The sequence below is a fragment of the Comamonas sp. DB36 genome (assembly GCF_057914905.1).
The window spans coordinates 2525718-2545013 of record NZ_CP196631.1 but is presented as its reverse complement, the minus strand read 5'-3'; the positions used below and the strand labels follow the sequence as shown (position 1 = coordinate 2545013).

Here is a 19296-nt window from a genome sequence, read left to right as displayed (position 1 = left end):
CCGCGGGCATTTTTAGAAAGCGTTTTTCCGTATGTATGATTTTTCCGAGCCGCCCCGGGCCACGGTCTGGGAAGTGGGTGCGCTGTGCCGGGCGGTCGCCGATGCGCTGCAGGCGCGTTTCAACCCGGTCACGGTGCGCGGTGAAATCACCGGCTTTTCGCGTGCCGCCAGCGGCCACTGCTATTTCAGCATCAAGGATGCGCAGGGCCAGATCCGCTGCGCGATGTTCCGCCGCGCGGCCATGCAGCTCGATTTTTCGCCGCGCGACGGCGAGCTCGTCGAGCTGCGCGGCAAGCTGGGCGTCTACGAGCAGCGCGGCGATCTGCAGTTGATTGTCGACAGCCTGCAGCGCGCGGGCCAGGGTGCATGGTTCGAGCAGTTCCTGCGCCTCAAGGCCCAGCTGCAGGCCGAAGGCCTGTTCGACGCCGAGCGCAAGCGCCGCCTGCCCGCGATGCCGCGCGGCATAGGCCTGGTGACCTCGCTGGGCGCGGCCGCGCTGCACGATGTGGTCACGGCGCTGCGCCGGCGCGTGCCGCACATTCCTGTGGTGCTGGTGCCGGCGCTGGTGCAGGGCGCGGCCGCGCCGCAGTCGCTGCGCGACGCGCTGACCCAGCTCTACCGCATGGCCGAGGCTGACGCGCAACCGTCGGCACCGCGTATCGACGTGATCCTGCTGGTGCGCGGCGGTGGCTCCATGGAAGACCTCTGGGCATTCAACGACGAGCAGCTCGCCCGGCTGATCGTGCAAAGCCCGGTGCCGCTGGTCAGCGGCGTGGGCCACGAGACCGATTTCACCATCGCCGATTTCTGCGCCGATCTGCGCGCGCCCACGCCCACGGCCGCGGCCGAACTGGTGTCGCTGCCGCGCGACAGCTGGCTGGCCGAGCTGGCCCAGGGCGCGCAGCGCCTGCAGGCGGCCGCCCAGCGCCACCTGGACCGCCAGCAGCAGCGGCTGGACCATGCAAGCCAGCGCCTGGGCCGGCCTTCGGGCCAGTTGGGCCGCAACCAGCTGCAGCTCGCGCGCAGCGCCCAGCGCCTGCGCCATGCGATGCAGTTGCGGCTGCAGCGCCAGCAGCATATCCAGCAGCAGCTCGCGCGCCAGATTCCCCAGGGCCTGCAGCGCGGGCTTGAAACCCAGCAGCGCCGGCTGGAGCGCGCGGCGCTGCGCCTGGAGCTGCTCGATCCGCGCCATGCGCTGCAGCGCGGCTATGCGCTGCTGACCGATGCCAAGGGCCAGGCAGTTACCCGCGTTGCGCAGGCCCGGCCCGGCGATGCACTGCGCGCCTCGCTGTCGGACGGTGACATCGATCTGACCGTTGTCCATCCGCGCTTGCTGTAGAGAAACCGTGCAGCGGCTGTCGGACACGGGCCAAACATGGCTGCAGCTAAAAGCATATGCTGCGCGCGGCCCGCGGTTGTTCCTACAATGTCTGCTGTGAGGACTGCGCCGCGTGCCCGGGCCCCATCAGATCTGCGGGCCGCAAGGCCCGGGCTGTGAAGAATTCAAACCACCACGAGGAAAACACCATGGAACATACCCTGCCACCACTGCCTTACGCGATTGACGCTCTGGCTCCCCACTACAGCCAGGAAACGCTCGAGTACCACTACGGCAAGCACCACAACGCTTACGTCGTGAACCTGAACAACCTGCAAAAGGGCACGGAATTCGAATCGATGAGCCTCGAAGAGATCATCAAGCGTTCGTCCGGCGGCATCTACAACAACGCTGCCCAGATCTGGAACCACACGTTCTTCTGGAACTGCATGACCCCCAACGGCGGCGGCGAGCCCACCGGCGCGCTGGCCGACGCGATCAACCAGAAGTGGGGCAGCTATGCCGCCTTCAAGGAAAGCTTCGTCAAGTCGGCCGTGGGCAACTTCGGTTCGGGCTGGACCTGGCTGGTGAAGAAGGCCGACGGCTCGGTCGACATCGTCAACACCGGCGCTGCCGGCACGCCCCTGACGACCGAAGACAAGGCCCTGCTGACCGTCGACGTCTGGGAACACGCCTACTACATCGACTACCGCAATGCACGTCCCAAGTTCGTCGAGACTTTCCTCGACAAGCTGGTGAACTGGAAGTTCGCGCAAGCCAACTTCGCCTGAGCATGGCCGGGCAGCATGCTGCCCGTGACCTGACGAAAAGCCTGAAGAGCAATCTTCAGGCTTTTTTTTCGGCCGCTGCTACACGCAATTGCTGCACTGCGGCAAATATTTTTCGGCCCTGCCTCGGGTTTGTCCCAGTCGGTAAAGCGGGGAGAAAGACCAACTCTTATACAAGACATAAGAAAAATGCGGCCGGCTCGGGTTAGAATTTTTGCATTGTGAGAACCCGTTGCAAAAAATTGCTAACAGTTTTTGCGGCGCGCGCACAATCCTCCTGGATCACTCCATCGGACTGCGCGGCGCGAGGCTGGCCGGCGGCTTGAAGACCCCTTTTACTACCTGAGACAAGAGATGAGCACCCAGCAATCCACCATCATCTATACCCTGACCGATGAGGCGCCGCGCCTCGCGACCAGCGCTTTCCTGCCTATCGTGCGTGCGTTCACCGCGCCCGCGGGCGTCAATGTCGAAACCAGCGACATCTCGGTGGCGGCACGCATTCTGGGCGAGTTCCCCGAATACCTGACCGAAGAACAGAAGGTCCCGAACAACCTGGCCGAGCTGGGTCGTCTGACGCTGCTGCCCGAGACCAACATCATCAAGCTGCCCAACATCAGCGCTTCGGTGCACCAGTTGGTCAGCGCGATCAAGGAACTCCAGGGCAAGGGCTATGCCGTGCCCGATTTCCCCGAAGATCCCAAGAGCGATGAAGACAAGGCCATCCTCAAGCGCTACTCCAAGTGCCTGGGCAGCGCCGTGAACCCCGTGCTGCGCGAAGGCAATTCCGACCGCCGCGCACCTGCGGCCGTGAAGAACTACGCGCGCAAGAACCCCCACAGCATGGGCGAGTGGAGCATGGCTTCGCGCAGCCACGTGGCGCACATGCTGCACGGCGACTTCTACCATGGCGAAAAGTCGATGACGCTGGACCATGCGCGCGACGTCAAGATGGAACTCGTGACCACCAGCGGCAAGACCCTGGTGCTCAAGCCCAAGGTTTCCCTGCTGGCCGGCGAAATCATCGACAGCATGTTCATGAGCAAGAAGGCGCTGTGCGACTTCTATGAATACCAGTTCGAAGATGCGCGCAAGACCGGCGTCATGCTGTCGCTGCACGTCAAGGCAACGATGATGAAGGTGTCCCACCCCATCGTCTTCGGCCACGCCGTGCGCATCTTCTACAAGGAAGCTTTCGAGAAGCACGGCAAGCTGTTTGACGAACTCGGTGTGAACGTCAACAACGGCATGGTCAACCTGTACGACAAGATCGCGACGCTGCCGACCTCGAAGAAAGAGGAAATCATCCGCGACCTGCACGCCTGCCACGAGCACCGTCCCGAGCTGGCCATGGTCGACTCCGCCAAGGGCATCACCAACCTGCACGCACCCAACGACGTGATCGTCGACGCATCCATGCCCGCGATGATCCGCATCGGCGGCAAGATGTGGGGCGCCGACGGCAAGCCCAAGGACACGAAGGCCGTGATCCCCGAGTCGACTTTCGCCCGCATCTACCAGGAAGTCATCAACTTCTGCAAGACCAACGGCAACTTCGACCCCGTGACCATGGGCACCGTGCCCAACGTGGGCCTGATGGCCCAGCAGGCCGAGGAGTACGGCTCGCACGACAAGACGTTCGAACTGCCCGAAGGCGGCGTCGCCAACATCGTCGATCTGGCCACGGGCGAAGTGCTGCTGTCGCAGAACGTCGAAGCCGGCGACATCTGGCGCATGTGCCAGGTCAAGGACGCCGCGATCCGCGACTGGGTCAAGCTGGCCGTGACGCGCGCGCGCAACTCGGGCATGCCTGCGGTGTTCTGGCTCGACCCCTATCGTCCGCACGAAGCCGAGATGATCAAGAAGGTCGAGACCTACCTCAAGGACCACGACACCACGGGCCTGGACATCCAGATCATGTCGCAAGTGCGCGCCATGCGCTACACGCTCGAGCGCGTGATCCGCGGCCAGGACACCATCTCGGTGACCGGCAACATCCTGCGCGACTACCTGACCGACCTGTTCCCCATCATGGAACTGGGCACCAGCGCCAAGATGCTGTCCATCGTGCCGTTGATGGCCGGTGGCGGCATGTACGAAACCGGTGCCGGCGGCTCGGCTCCCAAGCATGTGCAGCAGTTGGTCGAAGAGAACCACCTGCGCTGGGATTCGCTGGGCGAGTTCCTGGCGCTGGCGGTGTCGCTGGAAGACCTGGGCATCAAGAACGGCAACAACAAGGCCAAGATCGTCGCCAAGACGCTGGACGAAGCCACGGGCAAGCTGCTTGACAACAACAAGAACCCTTCGCCCAAGACCGGTCAGCTCGACAACCGCGGCAGCCAGTTCTATCTGGCGCTGTACTGGGCCCAGGCACTGGCCGCACAGACCGACGACGCCGAACTGGCTGCCCAGTTCGCGCCGCTGGCCAAGCAGCTGGCTGACAATGAGCAGACCATCGTCGCCGAACTGCTGGCCGTGCAAGGCAAGCCCGTCGACATCGGCGGCTACTACCAGCCCGACCTGGCCAAGCTCGATGCCGCAATGCGCCCCAGCGCGACGTTGAACGCCGCACTGGCATCGGCCAAGGCCTGAAGCCACAGCGTCCCGCCTGCGGGGCGCGGCTGAAGACAACAAGCCGGCGGCTGCCGAAAGCAGCCGCCGGCTTTTTTGCGTTCTTGCCGGTCAGCGGCTGGTGAACGGTCGGCCCGTGAGCTTGGCGCCGGCCTTGAGATTCTTCTGCGCGAACCAGCCCTGGTTCATCTCCAGCACATAGCGCACCGGCTGGGCCGAGCAGTGCGAAGCTTCGCTCAGCGGCTGCATGTCGGCCAGGTTGACGATGGTGCCGTCGTCGGCGACGAAAGCGGCCGTCAGCGGCAGCAAGGTGTTCTTCATCCAGAAGCACTGGCGCGCGGGCTGCTCGAACACGAACAGCATGCCTTCGTGCGCCGGCATTTCCTGGCGGTGCATCAGGCCGGTCTGGCGTTCGTTGAACGTCTGCGCGACCTGGGCGTCAATGCGGAACATGCCCGCGCGCAGTTCGGTGCGCGGCAGCTGCAACTGAGGCTTGTCCTGGGCCGAAACCTGGGGGGTGACGACGGCGCCCAGCAGCGCCAGCAGGCCGGCGGCAAGAGCGAGGGCAGGGCGGCGCAAAGGCAGGCGCAGCGCGGTGGAGCGGGCGGAAGAGGCAGGCATGGCGTGGAAATTGTTCAGACGATGCATGAAAGAAAGAGGCATGCATGCAGTCTGCCAGAATCGGGGCTCTCGCTGTCGCGCAAGGGCGGCAAAATCCGGCAGCCGGCCATGCGCCATCTTGGTGCAAACTCGCAGGACTTTGTCGCTAGAATCGTGGGGCTTTTCCCCTTGCTGAATGAATTCAGCGTTCTCACCGGAGAATTTTGTCAATGACCCGCTACCAGCATATCCAGGTGCCCGCCCAAGGCCAGAAGATCACGGTGAACGCCGACATGTCGTTGAACGTGCCGGACGAGCCCATCATTCCCTATATCGAAGGCGACGGCACGGGCCAGGACATCACGCCGGTCATGCTCAAGGTGGTGAATGCAGCCGTGGCCAAGGCCTACGGCGGCAAGAAGAAGATTCACTGGATGGAAGTCTACGGCGGCGAGAAGGCCACGCGCGTCTACGGTCCCGACGTCTGGCTGCCAGAGGAAACGCTGCAGGTGCTGCGTGAATACGTGGTCTCCATCAAGGGTCCGCTGACCACGCCCGTGGGCGGGGGCATACGCTCGCTCAACGTCGCGCTGCGCCAGGAGCTCGACCTCTATGTCTGCCTGCGCCCGGTGCAGTACTTCAAGGGCGTGCCTTCGCCGCTCAAGTCGCCCGAGAAGACCAATATGGTGATTTTCCGCGAGAACTCGGAAGACATCTACGCGGGCATCGAATACGAAGCGCGCAGCGACAAGGCCAAGAAGCTGATCGATTTCTTGATCAACGAGATGGGCGTGAAGAAGATCCGCTTTCCCGAGACTTCGGGCATTGGCATCAAGCCGGTGTCGATCGAAGGAACCGAGCGCCTGGTGCGCAAGGCCATCCAGTACGCGATCGACAATGACAAGCCCAGCGTGACCATCGTGCACAAGGGCAACATCATGAAATTCACCGAAGGCGGCTTTCGCGACTGGGCCTATGCGCTGGCGCAAAAGGAATTCGGCGCCCAGCCTATCGACGGCGGCCCCTGGTGCAAGTTCAAGAGCCCCAAGACCGGCAAGGACATCGTCATCAAGGACTCGATCACCGATGCCTTCCTGCAGCAGATCCTGCTGCGCCCGGCCGAATACTCGGTGGTCGCCACGCTCAACCTCAACGGCGACTACATCTCCGACGCGCTCGCGGCCCAGGTGGGCGGCATAGGCATCGCGCCTGGCGGCAACATGTCGGACTCGGTGGCCTGTTTCGAAGCCACGCATGGCACGGCACCCAAGTACGCGGGCAAGGACTATGTGAACCCGGGATCGGAAATCCTGTCCGCTGAAATGATGCTGCGCCACATGGGCTGGACCGAAGCCGCCGACCTGATCATCCAGTCGCTGGAAAAAGCCATTCTGAGCAAGCAGGTCACCTATGACTTCGCGCGCATGATGGACGGCGCGACCCAGGTTTCCTGCTCCGGGTTTGGCGCGGTGATGATTGAAAAAATGGACTGAGCGGGGCCAAGGCACGGTGCGCTCGCCCAACCCTGACCGATTTGCTGGCGCGCGTTCCGCCTGACTGCGGAACACCGCTTGGCATCAGGCGATCAGCGGGGACAACCAGTCGAACGGTGGCAAGCCGACCAGGTATTCCTTGGCCGCCAGGTGGTGATGCTGGGGGCTCATACTGCCTGTGAGCAGCACGCTCGATGTCGAGAGGGCATGGGACGGTTCCCAGCCGGCTGGCGGTACCATGCCCATCTCAGGCGCCCCTTCGGTGTCTGCGCGCACATTGTCGCCACCCCTGGGCAAGGCTCGGGCATCCAGCTGGGTCGTCACTGCAATGGTGAAGTTCTCCAGCGAGCGCTGCGCGCCGGCATACGCGTGTGCCGGCGGGGACTGCGCGTTGTCGGAATGTTCTTTTGCGTCCGTGGTGCTGTCGCTGTGGCTTGCATCATTGCTGTCATCGGATCCGCTGGGGCCATCGTTTTTGTCCGGTGTGTCGAATCCGTCATCCTTGTCTTCATCATCGCTCGAGTCGTCCGGGCTTTGGGTTGTACCCGCATCCTTTGAATCTTGTAACTTGAAAAGTGGGGACAGGTTTTCGAACAACTCGCTCAATTCATTGGAGATAAGGGCGAGTGCACCGTCCAGATGGATGCCGCGCGTTTGCACCTCCACCATTTCCTCTATGTCCAAGGCGTTATAGAGAGGCTCATCAAGGACTGAATCACAAAATTTTTCCTCGGAGCGCAGTGCCTGCAAATCCTCTTGCTTACGTTCCCACGCCGCCAAAAGGTGCAGCCCGCGTTCCCACTCGGGAAGGATTGCTGACCAGTTCAGCTGTTCAAGATATTCATCGACGGGACGTTCACCTACGTTGTCATCGATACAAAATGAAAACAGCAGCATGAAATTTTTCCAGGCTGGATGTTCTGCCAGATGGGAAAAGCTGGCCTGCGTGCCGTCTGGATTCTGGTGTCGCGCGTCCACATTTCTGGACAGCGCAGCTCGGACAACACCTTCGTTCCAAAGCGTTATGTGTTTAAGTTGTGACGAAACCAAGAGTTCCATGTAGGGGGAGGCGGACCGGGCCGGTGTCTCCGCGCTAAATAGCCGCAGTTCCAACGAGTCAAAGCTTTCGGTTTCGTAAGCATCTTCTTGAAAATCGAATAGTTGGGATAATTTTTCGAATACTTGAGCTAATTTATCTGATGTCGTGGTGAGTACGTCGTTCAGCTCAATGCCTTGTTTTTGCAAGGTTATCAAGTTCTTGATCAGGATCCATAACTGAGGATATTCATCGAGGGTCAGATTTAAACTATTTTCCCTCGGACGCAATGCCAGCAATTTTTCTTGCGTACTCTGCCATTCATCCAGAAGGTGCAGGCCATTTTCCAAATTGGCTATGAATTGTTGCCAGTCCAGCTGTTCAAGATAGTCGTCGACAAAGCGTTCACCTATGTCGTCCTCGATACAAAACGAAAACAGCAGCATGAAATTTTCCCAAGCTGGATGTCTGGTCAAATGAGAAAAAGTAGGCTCGATGCCGTTTGTATTCTGCTGGCGAGTATCTACATGTATCGACAGCCCAAGACGGATGACAGTCTCGGCCCATGTAGTGCTATGTCGAAGTTGCGACGGGGCCGAGGGCTCCATGTTTGCGGACGCTGGCGGGGCTACCGCCTGCACGTCCTGTCGCTGTACTTCCGGCGAGTCAGCGTTTTGGGCTTTGCAAGGGTCTTGGGAGCCGTTTGGGAGTTCGTTGTCAGCTTTGAAATTTGGCATGGGATTGTCAATTAAAAAGAGCAAGCTCCAGATAGCCACTGGCGATGGCAGGGCCTGCCGAGGGAGTCCAAAAAAGTATAGAGCAAGACTATCAAAAGTACTATTTTGTTAGTTTGTAACAATGCTCGTGTTGTTTTTCGTATGCAGCTGATTTCGCGCGAAAGCGTTCCTGTCCGTGTCGGCGTGCAGGGCCGGACCGGCCACGGAGCCTCGTCCGCTGCCGCGCCATGCCCGGACGGTTTGCACTAACGCACAAAACTGTTGTCGAGTGGAGGCATCCCGCGATTTGTCGTCATGACCGGAAAGTTCGCGCGGCAGTGTGCTAGAATGGACATCTAGATGCAAACAGGCCTCGCCCTGTTGCTGAAGAAATACCGCGCGATGGAGCAGTCTGGTAGCTCGTTGGGCTCATAACCCAAAGGTCGTAGGTTCAAATCCTTCTCGCGCAACCAATTTGTTCCGGCTTTGGCTGGAACAGGAAAAAAGCCCACTTCGGTGGGCTTTTTGCATTGTGATGCGCGCTGCAGCCTGCTGCGTATCCCTCTATGGCGACTGCATCGTCGGAGCTTGGGCTTGGGCCGCGTAAGCTTGCACTGCCTGTACGCCTTTGATGCTCGGCGCTGAACGCGCTGCCCTCGCCTTGGCCAGGAAGCGCGACAATCGGTCGGCTTCGATGGCGTGAAAATACTTGGCCAGATCACCGATGAGCCGTTCGAGTTGCGCGTCGTTGTCGCCGGGGCTGTATGACACTGGCGCCGCGCCACTCTCGCCGGCTTGGGCCTCGTTCCTGGCGTCGAGCGGGTTGGGGGTGCCGGGTGAAAGCGAATAACGCGCAACGGTGGACTCGTGCACGGGCTCGGGCACGCTTTCAACCGTTGTGACGGTCGTAGTGACTGTGGTCGTAACCACAGTAGCATTGCTGCGATTCGAGATGGTTTGCCGGATGTTGTATGTCGTGTCTTGTGGCGTTGCGCCGGCAGCTTCGGCGGCCTTGTCATTCTTGTCGCCACCAGGCGTCTTCGGCTGCGCTTTGAGGCGCGGCAGCGCAGGCCGAATGGCTCCTATAGGTTCTATGCTCATTGGACTCCCTCGAATGGGTGGCGTTGCGCAATGGGATCACGGTCCGCGCCAGAGCCGATTCTGCTGCTGCTGCCAGTCATGCCTGGGGCAGACCGTTTGTGCCCCAGCAGCGACAACCGGTCAGCTTGCCGATTGAGTAACGTGTGAAAAAAATGGGTTCCAGCGCCTTCGGTTCTTGGCTTGGGGCGGCTGTTCTGGGCTGCGAAAAAAATGCTTTCAAAGTTGGTTGGAAAGAAGGTTTTTTTTGAATATTGGCGAAACATGATGATTTGTTTCGTCGTTCTCTAAGTTGGCGCAAAGACTGTGCTATAGTTCATTCATCGACGCAGAGGGGCAGCAAATGTCTCTCTCGCTGAAGAAATACCGCGCGATGGAGCAGTCTGGTAGCTCGTTGGGCTCATAACCCAAAGGTCGTAGGTTCAAATCCTTCTCGCGCAACCAACCTGGTTCGGCTTCGGTCGAAACGGCAAAAAAGCCCACCTCGGTGGGCTTTTTTGCGTCCTGCCAGCGGTGGCGCTCAGGCTGCGTGAGCTACCAAGGCCAGCGCATGCGCGTGATCGAGCCTGTCAGTGCGCGCACGCAGCCCGGCCGACGGCACGGCGAGGGCATGGGTGGGCGGGATCAGGCCGTGGCGCTTCTTACGCGCACCGCTATGCTCCAGCTGGCGCGCTCCGGCGCGCCAAGCAGGGGCTGACATTCCGGGAAATAGGCGCCGACGCTGCCGCGCGGCATGTCGTAGGGCACCACGCGCATGCCCGCGAGTTCACAGGACTGTTCGGTTCGTTCCACCGCAGCGACATGGGCCAGGTCGCCTTCGATCAGCCCGCGAGCGGCCATGTCGCAGGGGTGCATGAAGAGCAGCCTGCGCGTGTCCCAGCGGTGGCGAAAGTGCGGGTCCATGGCGCTGAACGCCGCCGCGCCGCGCGGTGCCATGAGCCGTAGAACAGTAGGGTCGCAGGCCGCATCGGACGGCGGCGCAACGGCATGGCGCAGCGCATGGTCCGCGCGGAATTCGGCGAGATCGAGCCTGGATGGCCGGGCGTGGGCGAAACCGCCGGCCCCATGCCGCTGGCGCAGCAGCGGTGTCGCCAGCGCCGCGCCATCGCGCACGACATGGAACGATGCCCGTGCCGCGGCCGGGAGAAAAGTGGTCGGCGGATGAGGCAGCGGCTGGGTGGAATCCATGGTCGTGCTTTTGGAGGAAGGAATAGCAGTGACTGTGGCTGGATCCGGCCGCCGGGTTCGTCAGTCAGGTGAACTGCGGCACGTAGGAGGCCGCGCCCTGAGGACGGGAGTCCGGCAAGTGCCGCCTTGCATGAGGCTGCCCAAGGTTGAGGGGCGGGCACCCCGCAAGGTGAGGGCCGGCGCCGCCGAATCGGGCGCGAGCACGCGGGGCTCAGGCCTCGCCCGGCAGCCAGTCGAGCGTGTAGAAAAAGCGCTTCCACGCGGGATCGGTACTGTGCGCCGCGGCGCGCACCTGTTCGCGGAACAGCTCCATGAACAAGGCCGCGGACGGGCTTGCGGCCTCGTGCGCGCGGCGCACCATGCCCACTTCGTGGTGGGCAAAGCGCTCGTTCAGGTTCAACGCGACAAAATCACGGTTGGAATTCTGCGTTTCCAGCAGCGGCCAGGGCCAGTAGCTGAGCATGTCCACGCGCTTCATCAATGCCAGCGCAAGCCAGCCGGAATGTGCGAGCTGTATGCGTGCATGCGGAGGCGTCAGGCCATGCTTGCCGAACAGCTCCTGCATCACGCTTTCGTTTTCCAGCTGGCCGTGGCTCAGTATCCAGTCGCTTTCCAGCAACTCGGACAAGGAGCGCGCCTGCGCCTGGGGGTGCTGGGCGCGCGCGACCACGGTCATTTCATAGCGGAACAATGGCTCGGCCTGCAGACCCTCGAGCATATGCGGCAGACCTATGCGGCCGATCATCAGATCGAGCGTGCCTTCGCGCAGCCGCGGGTAGGCCAACGCGGCAAAGCCGTCGACGAACTCCAGCCCTACATGCGGCAGCGCCTTGCGGAAAGCCGACACCACCGGTGCCAGCAGCGTCTGCCCGACCCAGGGCGTGACGCCGACCGCGAGCCGGCGCTCGCTGCCGCCCTGGCGGTGGCGCTCCAGACCTTGCTCGGCGCGCGCGACCTGGCCGACGATGGTGCGCGCCTGCTCCAGCAGCTCCTTGCCGGCGGGCGTGAGCTGTACGCCGCGGCCGTGGCGCTCGAGCAGCACCACGCCGGCGCTGGCCTGCAGGTCGTTGAGCCCCTGCGTCACGGTCGCCTGTGCGAGTCCCAGGGAGCGCGCCGACGCCCGGATGCTGCCTTGCGCGCCCAGCGCGACCAGGTAACGCAGTTGGTTGAGTTTCATGGCGCGACAGTAGCACAGCCATGCTGCATAGACAGGTAAATGCGTTCAATGAACGGTTTTAGCAATCTATGGCGATAAAGCATCGCTACATACACTTGCGGCATGCATTGCCTCCCCGAATTCGCTCTTGCCGACAAAGTGCTGCCGGCCATCCGTGACTCCGCCGACGACATGGTGCGTCTGCGCCGAGATATCCATGCCCACCCCGAACTCGCGTTCGAGGAGTTCCGCACCGCCGATCTGGTGGCCGAAAACCTCGCGCGCTGGGGCTACAGCGTGCACCGCGGCCTGGGCGGCACGGGTGTCGTCGGTAGCTTGAAGCGCGGCACCAGCGCGCGCGCCATCGGTATCCGCGCCGACATGGACGCGCTGCCCATCCAAGAGGACACCGGGCTGCCGTATGCGAGCCGCAACGACGGCAAGATGCATGCGTGCGGTCACGATGGCCATACCGCCATCCTGCTGTGCGCGGCGCGTGTGATCGCGCAGGCGCAGGATTTCGATGGCACGGTGCATCTGATCTTCCAGCCCGCGGAAGAAGGCCTGGGCGGCGGCCGCCACATGGTCGAGGACGGATTGTTCGAGAAGTTTCCCTGCGACCAGATCTTCGCCTTGCATAACATGCCAGGCTTTCCGGTGGGCAAGTTCGGCTTTCTCGGCGGCTCGTTCATGGCTTCGTCCGATTCGGTCACGGTGACCGTGCAAGGGCAGGGCGGACACGGTTCGGCACCGCACCAGGCGGCCGATCCGGTCGTGGCCGCGGCCTATATCGTGGTCGCGCTGCAGACCATCGTCGCGCGCAACAACGACCCGCGCGACATGGCGGTGGTCAGCGTGGGCGCCATCCATGGCGGCAATGCGCCCAACGTGATCCCCGACAGCGTGCAGATGCGCCTGACCGTGCGTGCCTACCGTCCCGAAGTGCGCCAGATGCTGCGCGAGCGCATCACGGCGCTGGTCCAGGCCCAGGCAGTGACGCTGGGCGTGCAGGCCCAGGTCGACTACCACTGGCGCTATCCCGCGCTGATCAACGACCCGGCGGCGACGGAGCTGGCGCGCAGCGTGGCCGCCGAATGGCTGGGCGAGGACGCGCTGATCCAGGGCATGCAGCCGCTCACGGGCAGCGAGGACTTCTCGTTCATGCTGGAAAAGATTCCCGGCTGCTATCTGATCGTTGGCAACGGCGAAGGCGGTCACCACAGCACCGGCGGCTGCATGGTGCACAACCCCGGCTACGACTTCAACGACGCGATCCTGCCCATTGCATCGAGCTACTGGGTGCAGCTGGTGCGGCGTTTTCTCGCGCCCACCGCCTGAAGGTTTCCCTGTGTCCCATTTTCCCGTTGAGAAAACCACCATGAATTTCACACGCCGCAGCATTCTTGGCGCACTGGCTTGCACCCCCCTGGTGGTGCATGCGCAATCCGCCTGGCCCACGGGCCGTCCCATCAAGGTGGTCGTGGGCTATGCACCCGGCGGCTCGGTGGATCTCGCCTGCCGCGCGACCGCGGATTTTCTCGCGGCCAGGCTGGCCGGCGCCATCGTCACGGTCGAGAACGTTTCGGGCGCGGCCGGCGTGATCGCGGCCCAGCGCGTGTCGCAGGCCCAGCCTGATGGCTACACGCTGCTGGTGGGCTCAAGCAACGAGTTATGCGCCACGGCGCATGTGAATCCGGCGCAGAAATACGATGCGGTCAAGGGTTTCACGCATATCGGCATGGTCTGCGAATCGCCGGTGCTGTTCGTCGCCAGCCCCAAGCTGGGCGTGAAGAACATGGACGAGTTTCTCGCGCTGGTCAAGAAAAATCCCGGCAAATACAGCTACGGCAGCTCGGGCGTGGGCTCGACCCTGCATTTCGCGGGCGAGCTGCTGAAAAAGCGCGGCGGGCTGTTCATGAGCCATATTCCGTACCGCGGCACCGCGCCGCTGCTGACCGATCTGGTCGGCGGCAACCTCGACTGCGCGATGATCACCACCACGGCAGCGAACCCGTTCATCGCCAACGGCCGGCTGGTCGGCCTGGGCGTGACTTCGGCAAAGCGCAGCCCGGCCGCGCCCAATGTGCCCGCGATCGCCGAGCATCCCGCACTGTCAGGCTACGAGCTGACCGGCTGGCTGTCGCTGGCCGCGCCCAAGGGCCTGCCCGCGGACATGGCCGACAAGCTGCGCGCCAACCTGCGCGCGGCGCTGCAGGATCCGGCCTACCGCCGCCGCCTTGAAGATGGCGGCCTGGTGCCCGCGACGGGCAACGAGGACATCGCGGCCATCATCCAGAACGATGGCCGCAAGTATGCGGAACTGGTGAAGTTCGCCAACATCAAGGACTGACGGGGCGCGCGGGCGGCGCGGTCGTTCAGCCGACCATGCCGCCCCAGGCCATGAACTGGCGCATCAGCCAGGCCATGGCCGCGAGCGAAGCGACGCTTGCGGTCCAGATCATCAGCAGCCAGCCGAGCTGGCGCAGTGTGGTGCGCATGGGGCCTCCTCAATGGTAGTGCTCACCGTGGCGCACCTTGCCGCGGAACACGTAGTAGCTCCAGGCCGTGTAGCCCAGGATGATGGGAATGATGAACAGCGCGCCGACCAGCGCAAATCCCTGGCTGGACGCGGGCGCCGCAGCCTGCCAGATGGTGAGCGACGGCGGCAGGATGATGGGCATGATGCTGATCACCAGGCCCGAGTAGCCCAGAAAGGTCACGAACAGCGCCAGCGAGAACGGGCTGGCATTGCGGCGTTCCGAGCCCAGCGTGCGCCACAGCGCGGCCAGGCTCAGAACGACCAGGAAAGGCACGGGCAGCAGCCATTGGAGTGCATCCGAGCCGAACCAGCGCTCGGCGATATGTCCGTGCAGCAGCGGCGTCCACAGGCTCACGGCCGCAATTGCGACCGCCATCGCAATGGTGCTGGCGCGCGCGGCCCGGCGCAGCTCCTGCTGCAGCCGGCCCTCGGTCTTCATCACCAGCCAGGTGCTGCCCAGAAACACGTAGGCCGCGACCAGCGCGCAGCCGGTGAACACGCTGAACGGGCTGAGCCAGTCCCAGGCGCCGCCGACAAACACGCCGCCATCGAGCTCGATACCCATCAGTATCGCGCCCAGCGTCACGCCCTGCATCAGCGTGGCGAGCAGCGAGCCGCCGGCAAACGCCTTGTCCCAGATATGGCGGCGCGCGTCGCTGGCCTTGAAGCGGAACTCGAAGGCCACGCCGCGCAGGATCAGGCCGATGAGCATCAGCATGATGGGCAGATACAGCGCGCTGAGCACCGCCGAGTAGACGACGGGAAACGCCGCCAGCAGACCCGCGCCGCCGAGCACCAGCCAGGTCTCGTTGCCGTCCCAGACCGGGGCGATGGTGTTCATCATCACGTCGCGGTCGTGGCGGTCCTGGAAGAACGGGAACAGCATTCCCACGCCCAGATCGAAGCCGTCCATGACCACGTACATGAAGACGCCCAGCACGATGATGCCGGCCCAGATGATTGACATGTCGATTCCCATGGGGATTTCTTTCGCAAGGATTCAGTGCAGAGGTTCGGGATTCGCGCCGGAGATGGGGCGCATCGGCTGGTTGGCTTCGCCGGGTCCGCCTTCGGGCGGTGTCTCGCCCGCATGGGGCGCGGTGGCGAGCATCTTCAGCCCCATCAGCGTGCCCGTGCCGAAGACCAGCAGGTAGACCACGACCAGCAGCGTCAGCGAGATCGCGAGGTGCGAAATGTCGTGGTTGGACACGCCTTGCGCGGTGCGCATCACGCCGTAGACGATCCAGGGCTGGCGTCCGGTCTCGGTGACGAACCAGCCGGCCAGCAGCGCGACCAGCCCGGCCGGTCCCATGGCCACGCAGCAGCGGTGGAACCAGGCGCTGTCGTAGAGCCGCCCGCGCCAGCGCAGCCAGGCAGCGCACAAGGCCAGCGCAATCATCAGCGAACCCAGTCCCACCATCACGCGGAACGACCAGAACACCGTGGCTACATGGGGCAGGTCCTGGGGCGGGAAATCGGACAGCGCGGGAATGGTGCCGTCCCAGCTGTGCGTCAGCAGCAGGCTGCCCAGGCGCGGTACTTCGAGCGCGTAATCGTTCTTCTGATTGGTCTGGTCGGGCAGGCCGAACAGCACCAGCGGCACGCCGGCCCCGGGCGCGTGATGCTTCCAGTGGCCTTCGATCGCGGCGAGCTTGGCGGGCTGGTGTTCGAGCGTGTTGAGCCCATGCTGGTCGCCGACAAAGGCCTGCAGCGGCGCGGCGACCAGCAGCATGGCCAGCGCCATGGAGGTCATGCGGCGCACCATCGGCGTGCGGTTGCCCTTGAGCAGATGCCAGGCACCCGTGGCCGTGACGATCAGCGACGTGGCGAGAAACGCCGCAATCACGGTGTGCACCAGCCGGTACGGGAAGGATGGATTGAAGATGATGGCAATCCAGTCGACCGGCACGACGATGCCGTTGATGATCTCGTGGCCCTGCGGCGTCTGCATCCAGCTGTTCGATGCCAGTATCCAGGTCGCGGAAATCAATGTGCCCAGCGCGACCATCAGCGTCGAGAAGAAGTGCAGGCGCGGCCCGACCTTGTTCCAGCCGAACAGCATCACGCCCAGGAAGCCGGCCTCGAGGAAGAACGCCGTGAGCACTTCATAGGCCAGCAGCGGTCCGGTGACGCCGCCCGCGAAGTTCGAGAAACCGCTCCAGTTGGTGCCGAACTGGTAGGCCATGACCAGACCCGAGACCACGCCCATGCCGAAGCACAGCGAGAAGAACTTGATCCAGTAGTGGTACAGGTCGCGGTACAGCGTCTTGCGCGTATAGAGCCAAAGACCTTCAAGCACGGCAAGGTACGAGGCCAGGCCGATGGTGATCGACGGGAAGACGATGTGAAAGGAAATGGTGAATGCGAACTGGATACGTGCCAGGTCGAGCGCGCTGAGGTCGGGAAGGGTAGGCATATGCGCTCGGAGTTTACTGAGTTTTCAGTAATTACTGAAAATTCAGTAAGACATAGGCGTGCGCGCATCAGGGTCGATTTCACCCTTGCGTCACATTGGTCGAACGCGGTGTCAGCGTCGCTGTTCCATCCAGGCAACGAAACGCAGCAGCCGGCGCGAGAAGTCCTGCGCGTCGGCCTGCGGCTGGAGCTGCTGGGCAGCGAAAAATCCGAGCGCCTCGACCGCCTCGGGAAAGGCCGCGGCGCATTGCTGCAGATGGTCGTCGATCGACTCGGGCCAGGACGTCGAATCCAGGGGGCGCAGCACATTGGTCGCGCGAATCGCTTTCTTGGACGCTTGGCGCATGAGTTGCGCCGCCTGTTCCGGTGGCAGTGGCATCGCCAGGCGTTGCGCATAGGCGGTCAACACGCTGGAGAAATCGCCGTTGACCGCGAGCGCGATCGCCCGCGACGGCCGAAACAGCGCAAAGGCCTGGGCGCGGTCCGGCCCGGCGATGCAGCGGCAATGGTGCTTGAGCCAGAAACCCCAGCGTGCGAAATTCTCTGGCGCCTGGATTTCGGCCAGGCTGCCCAGATCGAAATCGACCTTGGTGACTTCGGCGTGGCTCTGCTCCAGGGTCTGGCGCGCGGCTTCAATCCGTTCAAGGTCCTGGGTCGAAGGCGTACGCACCAGCAGCAGCACGGCATCGAGGTCGGAGCGCCCTGGTACGGCATCCACTCTGGCAACGCTGCCATAGAGATAGGCGCTGTCGATCAGATCGGCCAGCGGGCCGTGCACGGCAGCGTACAGGGCGTCGACCACGGATTGGAAGGCCGGCTGCAGCGGCGCATGGCCCACGGTGCGGATATATCCCAGCGCATCGACGCCTTTGGTTTCGGTCAACCTTGCCTTTCAGAGTCCAGCGGTCGCGATTCGCGGTGATTCTGCCATGGCGCAGGGCCGCGCCCTGCGGCAGTCGCCTGTTCTAATGCGCGCATGCCTTCTACCGCTTCACTCAACCATCAGATTCGCCCTGCCACGCTGGAAGATGTCGCCGCGATCTTTCGCGTGCGCACCGCCGTCACGGAAAACGTCCTGACGCTGCAGCAGCTTGCCGAGCTGGGCGTGACGCCGGACTCCATTGCTGAGCTGATATGCAGCGCCCCCTGCATCTGGGTCGCCGAAGCCGATGGCAAGGTGGCCGGATTTGCGATGGTCGAGCTCGAAACCGCCTGCCTGTTCGCGGCCTTCGTGCTGCCGCAATATGAAGGCCGGGGCATGGGCCGGGATCTGGTCGCGGTCTGCGAGCAGGCCCTGTTCCGCGACCATGCGCTGGCCTGGCTCGAAACCGACGGCCGCAGCCGCGCCGCGGGTTTTTATCGCCACCTAGGCTGGGCGCATGCTGCGGATCTGGTCGATGGCGATGTGCGGCTGGAGAAGCGCCGGCCGTAGGCGGGCTTCAGTTTGTCGCCGCCGGCTGCTTGCCTTCGGCGGCCTCGGGCACATAGACCACCGAGCCGTCCTTCATGCGGTAGGCGACGCCGGCCTTGGCGCCTTCGCCCTGGCCGCTTTGGCCGTTGGCCTTGAAGCGTTCGACCTTGTCGCCTTTCTTGACGATCATTTCCATGCTTTCCTTGCCCGCGTTGGTGACCACGGTGACGTCGGGCTGGGACATCGCGGCCATCAGCGGGTTCTGGGCGATGGTGATCACGAGCGCGGCGATGATCACCAGGAAGATGTCGATCAGATTGACGACCGACAGCAACGGGTCCTCGGCATCGCCTTCTTCAAGAAACTTGAGGCTCATGCGTGCACTCCGGCCTGGGCGGTCTGCGCGAGCGCGCCCGGGGCCAGCGCGGGCGCGCTGACGGCGGCATGTTGCTGCAGCCAGACCAGTTCCTCGGCGAGCCAGCGGCGGCGCACGGAGACGATCCAGTAGGTCAGGGCCGAGGCGATCAGCGCCAGGATCACGGCCGAAAACGCGACGGCCAGGTTGTCGGCGACGGCGGCGATGTCGCCGCTCGAAATGCTCTTGAGCGCCGGACCCATGGGAATCATGGTTGCGACCAGGCCCAGCATCGGCGTCACGCGCGTGGCCACGCGCGGCACTTCGAGCAGGCGGTGGGCCGCGAGGTCGCGTTCATCGGCGCTCGCGCCCGGGTGCTGGGCGGCCCAGCGCAGCAGCGGGTAGGCGCTGCTGTGCGCGGCGGCCGCGCCCAGGCGCAGCTGGCGGCGCTGGAAATGCGCCATCGCGAACTGGCCGAAGGCGAACAGCGAATAGAAGAACAGCAGCGCGATGGCGAGCAGCGTGGGAATCAGGAACAGCTGGCCGATGGTGTACATCCAGGATTCGATGTGCAGGCTTGTCATGGGGTGGCTTTCAAAATCTAGAAGAGAA

General features: G+C 63.3%; 18 protein-coding genes and 2 tRNA genes. 9 read left to right on the top strand and 11 right to left on the bottom strand.

Translation table 11 applies throughout. From position 1 onward, the window contains the following. The first annotated feature begins 31 nt into the window (after positions 1–31). The 3 genes from xseA to ACSVDO_RS11725 all read left to right on the top strand — a co-directional run bounded on the left by xseA (position 32) and on the right by ACSVDO_RS11725 (position 4698). Complete coding sequence (gene xseA / locus ACSVDO_RS11735) at positions 32–1339, top strand: exodeoxyribonuclease VII large subunit (protein ID WP_489592266.1); 1308 nt, start codon at positions 32–34, stop codon at positions 1337–1339. A 188-nt stretch (positions 1340–1527) separates the two neighbouring features. Beyond that, positions 1528–2109, top strand: a complete 582-nt coding sequence (locus ACSVDO_RS11730) for a Fe-Mn family superoxide dismutase (protein WP_489592264.1) — start codon at positions 1528–1530, stop codon at positions 2107–2109. Between the two features lie 351 nt (positions 2110–2460). Beyond that, on the top strand, positions 2461–4698 hold the full coding sequence (locus ACSVDO_RS11725; RefSeq protein ID WP_332548981.1) for an NADP-dependent isocitrate dehydrogenase: 2238 nt from the start codon (positions 2461–2463) through the stop codon (positions 4696–4698). 90 nt (positions 4699–4788) lie between these two features. Here ACSVDO_RS11725 and ACSVDO_RS11720 read toward each other — a convergent pair whose 3' ends face one another. Beyond that, positions 4789–5298, bottom strand: coding sequence for a DUF192 domain-containing protein (locus ACSVDO_RS11720; RefSeq protein ID WP_332548982.1), 510 nt, complete (start codon positions 5296–5298; stop codon positions 4789–4791). A 209-nt stretch (positions 5299–5507) separates the two neighbouring features. On the opposite strand from ACSVDO_RS11720, the gene icd reads away from it, so the two are divergent. Beyond that, on the top strand, positions 5508–6770 hold the full coding sequence (gene icd / locus ACSVDO_RS11715; protein WP_489592261.1) for an NADP-dependent isocitrate dehydrogenase: 1263 nt from the start codon (positions 5508–5510) through the stop codon (positions 6768–6770). Positions 6771–6854: 84 nt separating this feature from the next. On the opposite strand, the gene ACSVDO_RS11710 is transcribed toward icd, so the two are convergent. Beyond that, complete coding sequence (locus ACSVDO_RS11710) at positions 6855–8252, bottom strand: hypothetical protein (RefSeq protein ID WP_489592259.1); 1398 nt, start codon at positions 8250–8252, stop codon at positions 6855–6857. Positions 8253–8918: 666 nt separating this feature from the next. On the opposite strand from ACSVDO_RS11710, the gene ACSVDO_RS11705 reads away from it, so the two are divergent. After that, a tRNA-Met gene (locus ACSVDO_RS11705) sits at positions 8919–8995 on the top strand. A gap of 91 nt (positions 8996–9086) precedes the next feature. Here ACSVDO_RS11705 and ACSVDO_RS11700 read toward each other — a convergent pair. Next, on the bottom strand, positions 9087–9623 hold the full coding sequence (locus ACSVDO_RS11700; RefSeq protein WP_489592258.1) for a hypothetical protein: 537 nt from the start codon (positions 9621–9623) through the stop codon (positions 9087–9089). Positions 9624–9987: 364 nt separating this feature from the next. On the opposite strand from ACSVDO_RS11700, the gene ACSVDO_RS11695 reads away from it, so the two are divergent. Next, positions 9988–10064 (top strand) — tRNA-Met (locus ACSVDO_RS11695). 180 nt (positions 10065–10244) lie between these two features. On the opposite strand, the gene ACSVDO_RS11690 is transcribed toward ACSVDO_RS11695, so the two are convergent. After that, entirely contained in the window at positions 10245–10808 is a 564-nt protein-coding gene (locus ACSVDO_RS11690; protein WP_489592257.1) for a hypothetical protein, read from the bottom strand. Positions 10809–11019: 211 nt separating this feature from the next. Then, positions 11020–11985 carry a LysR family transcriptional regulator gene (locus ACSVDO_RS11685; protein ID WP_332540159.1) on the bottom strand — a complete coding sequence of 322 codons (966 nt, stop codon included), beginning with the start codon at positions 11983–11985 and terminating at the stop codon, positions 11020–11022. 102 nt (positions 11986–12087) lie between these two features. On the opposite strand from ACSVDO_RS11685, the gene ACSVDO_RS11680 reads away from it, so the two are divergent. Both ACSVDO_RS11680 and ACSVDO_RS11675 read left to right on the top strand, forming a co-directional pair. Continuing rightward, the gene (locus ACSVDO_RS11680) at positions 12088–13302 is read left to right on the top strand and encodes a M20 aminoacylase family protein (RefSeq protein ID WP_489592256.1); all 1215 of its coding nucleotides are present in this window, start codon (positions 12088–12090) and stop codon (positions 13300–13302) included. A gap of 40 nt (positions 13303–13342) precedes the next feature. Beyond that, positions 13343–14314: a Bug family tripartite tricarboxylate transporter substrate binding protein gene (locus ACSVDO_RS11675; RefSeq protein ID WP_489592254.1), complete on the top strand. Its 972-nt coding sequence runs from the start codon at positions 13343–13345 to the stop codon at positions 14312–14314. Positions 14315–14339: 25 nt separating this feature from the next. Here ACSVDO_RS11675 and ACSVDO_RS11670 read toward each other — a convergent pair whose 3' ends face one another. The 4 genes from ACSVDO_RS11670 to ACSVDO_RS11655 all read right to left on the bottom strand — a co-directional run bounded on the left by ACSVDO_RS11670 (position 14340) and on the right by ACSVDO_RS11655 (position 17801). After that, complete coding sequence (locus tag ACSVDO_RS11670; RefSeq protein ID WP_489592252.1) at positions 14340–14462, bottom strand: DUF2474 domain-containing protein; 123 nt, start codon at positions 14460–14462, stop codon at positions 14340–14342. Between the two features lie 9 nt (positions 14463–14471). Further along, positions 14472–15482 carry a cytochrome d ubiquinol oxidase subunit II gene (gene cydB / locus ACSVDO_RS11665; protein ID WP_332540163.1) on the bottom strand — a complete coding sequence of 337 codons (1011 nt, stop codon included), beginning with the start codon at positions 15480–15482 and terminating at the stop codon, positions 14472–14474. A gap of 21 nt (positions 15483–15503) precedes the next feature. After that, entirely contained in the window at positions 15504–16919 is a 1416-nt protein-coding gene (locus ACSVDO_RS11660) for a cytochrome ubiquinol oxidase subunit I (RefSeq protein WP_332549503.1), read from the bottom strand. Between the two features lie 111 nt (positions 16920–17030). Continuing rightward, complete coding sequence (locus ACSVDO_RS11655; protein WP_489592250.1) at positions 17031–17801, bottom strand: nucleotidyltransferase domain-containing protein; 771 nt, start codon at positions 17799–17801, stop codon at positions 17031–17033. A 93-nt stretch (positions 17802–17894) separates the two neighbouring features. On the opposite strand from ACSVDO_RS11655, the gene ACSVDO_RS11650 reads away from it, so the two are divergent. Further along, positions 17895–18350 (top strand): GNAT family N-acetyltransferase, encoded by a 456-nt coding sequence (locus ACSVDO_RS11650; RefSeq protein ID WP_332549501.1) that lies wholly within the window; start codon positions 17895–17897, stop codon positions 18348–18350. Between the two features lie 7 nt (positions 18351–18357). On the opposite strand, the gene ACSVDO_RS11645 is transcribed toward ACSVDO_RS11650, so the two are convergent. Next, positions 18358–18705, bottom strand: coding sequence for a DUF2149 domain-containing protein (locus ACSVDO_RS11645; RefSeq protein WP_489592248.1), 348 nt, complete (start codon positions 18703–18705; stop codon positions 18358–18360). Next, the gene (locus ACSVDO_RS11640) at positions 18702–19268 is read right to left on the bottom strand and encodes a MotA/TolQ/ExbB proton channel family protein (RefSeq protein WP_332539135.1); all 567 of its coding nucleotides are present in this window, start codon (positions 19266–19268) and stop codon (positions 18702–18704) included. Before ACSVDO_RS11640 ends, ACSVDO_RS11645 begins: the two co-directional genes overlap by 4 nt. Positions 19269–19296: the final 28 nt, after the last annotated feature.